The sequence below is a fragment of the Caballeronia arvi genome, assembly GCF_001544695.2.
Classification (GTDB): Bacteria; Pseudomonadota; Gammaproteobacteria; order Burkholderiales; family Burkholderiaceae; genus Caballeronia; species Caballeronia arvi.
In genome coordinates this window covers 1-2,638 of the sequence record NZ_FCOM02000175.1, presented here as the reverse complement: position 1 = coordinate 2,638, position 2,638 = coordinate 1, and the positions used below count along the sequence as shown (strand labels likewise).

The following is a 2,638-nucleotide window of genomic DNA, read 5'->3' as shown; positions in this document are numbered from 1 at the left end:
CCCCGGCGGGCAGTTCAACTTCCCCTACTTATGGGCGCGTAAATTCCCCCACCCCGTGAAGCAGGACGAGATCGTTATTTAGCTCGCTTTCGTTTTTCGTGCAAGGGTTTCGGCGGCCTCCTTGAGGCGATAGCTGCGCCCGTCGAACTCGAGCAGGTGGCAATGATGCATGAGCCGGTCGAGGATTGTGGTGCTCATCGTGTTGTCGCCGAGATAGGTACCCCAGTCCTGGACGATCCGGTTTGAGGTGACGACCACGCTGCGATGCAGCTTGTAGCGTTGATGGATAAGCGTTTGCAGCAACGTCCCCGCCTCGTCGGGGATCGTGCGCGAGAGGAACAGATCGTCGAGCACGAGCAGATCGCACTCGAGGATGGCCCGTAGCCTCGCCTCGCGCTGGGCCGGTGGGCTCAGCACGTATCGGTTAAAGAAGTCGTCCGTCTCGATGTATTGCACCTTGTGGCCGTGCAGGACAGCCTGGTACGCCACGGCCTTCGCAACGTGGCTCTTGCCAGTGCCGGTTTTGCCGATGATCAGCGCGTTCTCGCCGCAGGCCACGAACTTCAGGGTATGCAGCTGGAAACAGGCTTGCCGCGGCAGCTTCGGGTTGAAGGACCAGTCGATTTCGGCAAGCGTGAGCTTCTCATCGAGTCCGGACTGCTGGTAGCGTCGCTCGATGAGCCGCGACTGGCGCCGGTCGAGTTCGTCCTGCAGAATCAGCGCGAAGGTCTCGAGGAACGGCTGCTGGCTGCCCTGTGCCTGCAGCACCCGGGTCTCGAGCGTGTCGCGCACGCCCGACAGGCGTAGCAGGCTGAGTGCGCGTTCGATGTCGGGTAGCGTGGTGGTCATTCAGTTTCTCCCGTTGTGGAGGGGGGGGTGCCGGCACTGTGCTGCGCGCCGGCGTTGAAGAGCGCGCCGTATTCGGCGGCGGGCCGGATCAGGGCATGCTCCTGGGTGAGTGGCAAGGCGAGCTGCGGCGCACGATCTAGGCGCTCGAGCGCCTGCTCGAACAGCCGCTCGACGACGGCGCGCACCTGCCGGTAGCGATAGAGGTGATGACGCAAGGCGTGGTCGCAGGCCTGTTCGACGAGCCAAGTGGGGTACTTCTTCGCCAACGCGACGATGCCCCACATGCCGCGATGGCCGACGCGACCTTCGGCGTCGAACAGGTGCTGGCACAATGCCTTTGCCCTCGGTCCGATGTCGCCGGCGCTGGCCAGCGCCAGGCTTGTCTGGCGTGACGGGTTGAACGGGCGTTCGCTCTCGGGAAGCTCGAGCGAGCCGGGCTCGATGTGGCGGGGATGCGTGCGCAGCAGTTCCTGGGTGCGGCGATCGCGGATCTCCAGGGTGGTGTCGTAGACGCGCACGCACACGAGAGAACCGATGGGCGCGGGACGCGCGGCATAGTTGCTGCGGTCAATGCTGACGGTGGTGTCGTCGTTGACGGTGCGCACGACCTCCTTGAAGTAACGGAACCCGGTGAGCGGCAGCGCCTGCAGATGCGGCTTCTCTTCCTGGAACATCGCCTGGACCTGCCGCCGCGCGCTGCCGTGGATGCGTCTGGCGGCCCAGTTCTCCTCCCAGTGCATCAGGAATTCGTTCTGGGCTTCGATGGACTCGAAGCGGCGACCCTTAAGGGCCGTGTCCTGCGTATGCTTGATCGCGTGTTCCACGGTACCCTTGCGATTCGGATCCCTTACGCGTGCAGGGTCCGCGACGACCCCGTAATGCTCGAGCATCGCGGCGTAGAGCCGGTTGATTTCCGGCTCGTACAGGTCCGGTGTGATGACGCCCTCGCGCAGATTGTCAAGGACTACGTATTGCGTCGAACCTCCGAAGTACCGGAAGGCCTCCTCGTGAAGCTGTGCCCACACCTGCTTGCTGGACTTCCACACCACGCGTCGGAAGCTGCGTCGCGAGTACCGCAGGGTCATGACGAACAGACGCGGTTTCCGGTATCGCCCCGTTTTTGGATCGAGAGTCGGGGCGCCCTCACCGTAGTCGACCTGACTTTCCTCGCCGACGATAAATGCAAGACGGTCGAACTGCTCGGGGTCGACGTGACGCAGGGCGCGCACGAAACGCTTGACGCTGTCGTAGCTCGCGGTAAAGCCGAACTGATCAACCAGATCCTGGTAGATGGCCTGGGCATTGCGCTGCAGGCGCACCTGCTGCTCGATCCATTCGCGATGGGGTTCGCTGGCCGAGCGGGCGAAATTGAAGGGTTTGACCGGCGCTGCCCGAGCAGGAGCCGGTGGGCGCGGGGATGGAGGAGTTTGAGGTGGAGGAATTCGAGCGCCCGCCGGCTCAGCCACGCCGGTGGGCGCGGTGGTGGGGGAATTTGCGCCCACCGCCTGCTGGGATTCGTAGATCGCCTGATAGCGCCGGATCGTCTTGCGATCGACGCCGGTGAGCTCATGGATCTTGTGCTGGCTCGCGCCGCGCTCGAGCAACGTGAATATCGTGCTTTGGAGATGCTGCTTCAAAACGTTCACTCCCTGATCTCCTTCTTGTTCGAAGGAGAAGAAAATAGACGTCCTGCAGCATCGTTAGCGACCGCTCAGCAGTTCAGCCGGTGGTCATCGGGTGGGGGAAATTGAAGTGCCCATCCCTGGGGGAGTTTGGGTGCCCGCCAGGG

Annotated in this window: 2 protein-coding genes; both read right to left on the bottom strand. The window is 63.3% G+C overall.

Annotation, left to right across the window (positions count from 1 at the left end; translation table 11 throughout):
• Window positions 1–78 precede the first annotated feature (78 nt).
• Complete coding sequence (gene istB / locus AWB74_RS43980) at window positions 79–849, bottom strand: IS21-like element helper ATPase IstB (protein WP_061152728.1); 771 nt, start codon at window positions 847–849, stop codon at window positions 79–81.
• The gene (gene istA, locus AWB74_RS43975) at window positions 846–2,495 is read right to left on the bottom strand and encodes an IS21 family transposase (RefSeq protein ID WP_061152727.1); all 1,650 of its coding nucleotides are present in this window, start codon (window positions 2,493–2,495) and stop codon (window positions 846–848) included. Before istA ends, istB begins: the two co-directional genes overlap by 4 nt.
• Window positions 2,496–2,638 lie beyond the last annotated feature (143 nt).

Excerpts from the sequence above, each read along its gene's own strand:
- istB (WP_061152728.1), bottom strand. The coding sequence starts at position 849 with ATGACCACCACGCTACCCGACATCGAACGCGCACTCAGCCTGCTACGC.